This is a genomic window from Paenibacillus sp. P4_A7 (assembly GCF_056402455.1).
This window is the reverse complement of sequence record NZ_JBFUHJ010000608.1, coordinates 1-2,734: the sequence shown is the minus strand read 5'-3', so window position 1 is coordinate 2,734 and position 2,734 is coordinate 1. Positions and strand designations below refer to the sequence as shown.

Here is a 2,734-nt window from a genome sequence, read left to right as displayed (position 1 = left end):
GGGCAGCAGAATACGCGCAAAATTCGCTATAAATCAGCTGTTAGCTTCGTCTACAGAGTAGCATAATTCGGTTCATAAGAACATTTTTTAAGCGGATATTCCATCCGCTTTGTTTGCTGTACGCTTTTTTCCTTGCTTGCACAAAAAAACAAACGGCACAGGGCTTTTTCCCGTGCCGTTTCGGATTCCATTTTTATTCCCGGTCTTGTCTTTGAACTTAACTTAATGACATTGGCCGCGTGGCAGCCCTTCATTCCGCTAACGGGCAGCATTCCTATTATGTAGAAATTTGAGGTTTGAAATATAAAAAGACTCCTTGGTATGATGTTTATGGGTCCCAGTTGCTGGCCAGCATCAGATCCAAAAAACATACCTAGGAGACTATATTATGAATTCTACTCAAAATCAGAAAATAACTCAAATCATTTCTACTACATGAATAGTTGGCGTAGATATCGCCAAATTCAAACATGTGCAGATAAGGAAATATTAGATCTTGGTTGGTATCCTGAATTTCGACAAAATGGAAAATATCTGTTAGTCTTAATTCAAGAAAATGATAATGTAGATGATCAAACTAACTCCTGGGATAATCCAATAATTAAATATGAAACACGAAGTATCAGTGATGTCATTAATAAAATAGAAGAACAATTGATTCAAGTAAGTGAAGGAACAATTTAGCGTATTCTAGGGAGTCAGGCACTTCATCTAACACCATATTCACGCTACTGGGCATGCGCCCCTCAGTCCGGCAGAAGGTTTTCGAGGAAGCAGGAGCACCTGGACACACCCATTCCCCTAAGATAATAGCTATCTAAGGGGAGTGGATGTCGCGAATACAAGAACGTTATGAGAAATTCATGTAAAACTTGGAGGAGATGGAATGGGCACAAAGTTTGCCAATCTTCATATCAAAACTAATAATCAAGAGGTACTCGTTGATGCGTTACAAAGATTGAGTAACAAAGCTGGATCAATACTTACAACAGCAAATAATACTGGTGTAGATATCATAGACCAATATGTATATCGATCGAACAAACAGATTAGAAGAACTACTTCATCGGTATCTTTCTATATTAACCAAGGAATGAATTGGAGCAGTGTCCTGAATGATCAATTTTCATGGGGAGAAGTCGAGAAAATTGGTGAAATGCTTTCTAATTTTGTGTCAGAACCTGTTATGACAATTGGATTCTTTGATGAAGATATATTTGAATTTACTTTATTTCAAGAAGGAGACATTAGAACAAAGAAGTACTTTTGTGAAGAATGGGCAAAAGAAGAATATGGCTTAGAGTCAGAAGTAATTGATCATGAATATTTAGAGAAAGTTCTTGAGTTAGCTCATGAAGACTTAATAAAATTATTAGAAATTAGCAATCCTGAACAAGCCATTGATGAACTATCAAGAATGATACAAATACATCTTTGGGTGGATTCAGAATGGATTAGTGAAGATAAAGAGATTGAAGAAAGATATACAAGGCTAGATATAGAGATAATGTAAGTATTACAAGAGGACATGAACTTCCGATAATACCGTATTCACGCTTCTGCCCATTCGGCCCTCGGTCCGCCCGAGGTATTTCGAAGATTTTTGACCCGATCTTCATTACGCTAACGGGAAACTATAGCTCATTAAACAAGATGAACAGCAACTRAACTTCAAATAGCCCTCCTAGTCTCTTTATGAGATTGAGGAGGGCTATTTTTTAATTTTAAATTAGAATCTTCTTGTCCCTGAGCCAAGAGATTGTTCTGCAATTTGAATTAACGCTCTTGTGATGTTTCCACCAATAGTACCTGCATCACGAGTAGTCATATTCCCATTGTAACCATCTGGAGACCATTGAATCCCAAACTGTTGTGCTACCTCATATTTCATTTGATCAAGTGCTGCTTGTGCTTGTGGAACGACTAAACTTTTTCTGCTCATGTATGTTCACTCCTCAACTGGATGTGAAGTTATTTTGTGGATTGTTTTGCTTTTTATACATCAATTATTGGAATTAGAAGTGAAATAAATGAAATGTACTTATCGTTTTATACATACGTTCATTAACGTATTCCACCTAGAAGATGAAATCCCGGAAAATATCGTAGTAGTAGCAGTATCTATTGTAGTAGGATAAGAACCTATATCCATAGCCGAAATGGTCAAGTACATATTTCGGTTGTATGTAGAGGATTTTTAGATCAAATAAGGAATCATTCATATCAACACTAATTTCTGGGGGAAGTGATATTTTTATAAGTTATGATCTTCATATTACCAAAGCAGATCATTGGATAAACAGCGAACAAAAACCTATAACAGAGGAAGATTTAGAGAAAGTAAATGATCTTTAGCACGAATCATCATCGGTATTGTACAACGTGGAGAAACTTTTTCTCCTGAAAAAGCTGCCTCTATATACTCACAAGCTGCCTAAAACGATTAAATGATCACGTATATTGACTCATTCGCAGGATTTCAAAAAGAAAGAACGGAGGACCGAGTTCGTTACCCATAAGGGCTCAGACCCGTCAGCTAAACGCTATCGGTCTCCACGCCTTGGTCAGGTGTAACGAAGGAATGTAAGGGCATAGACCCGTAGAGTCATGGGATGGTGAACCCCAAGGAAATTGTGAAGTATGCGTGCAGAAGATTAACGCTTGGAGAAATGTTCCATACAGTTCTTCTGTTTCTGCATGACCAAAATTGGAACAACAGAAATTGGAACAACAG

General features: G+C 37.4%; 3 protein-coding genes. 2 read left to right on the top strand and 1 reads right to left on the bottom strand.

The features are described from left to right. The first annotated feature begins 435 nt into the window (after positions 1-435). Positions 436-684: a hypothetical protein gene (locus AC1DWN_RS31795; RefSeq protein ID WP_477562848.1), complete on the top strand. Its 249-nt coding sequence runs from the start codon at positions 436-438 to the stop codon at positions 682-684. Between the two features lie 202 nt (positions 685-886). After that, positions 887-1,513: a hypothetical protein gene (locus AC1DWN_RS31790; protein WP_477562847.1), complete on the top strand. Its 627-nt coding sequence runs from the start codon at positions 887-889 to the stop codon at positions 1,511-1,513. 216 nt (positions 1,514-1,729) lie between these two features. Here the strand turns inward: AC1DWN_RS31790 and AC1DWN_RS31785 are convergent, their stop codons facing one another. Beyond that, positions 1,730-1,942: a small, acid-soluble spore protein, alpha/beta type gene (locus AC1DWN_RS31785; protein ID WP_475812162.1), complete on the bottom strand. Its 213-nt coding sequence runs from the start codon at positions 1,940-1,942 to the stop codon at positions 1,730-1,732. Positions 1,943-2,734 lie beyond the last annotated feature (792 nt).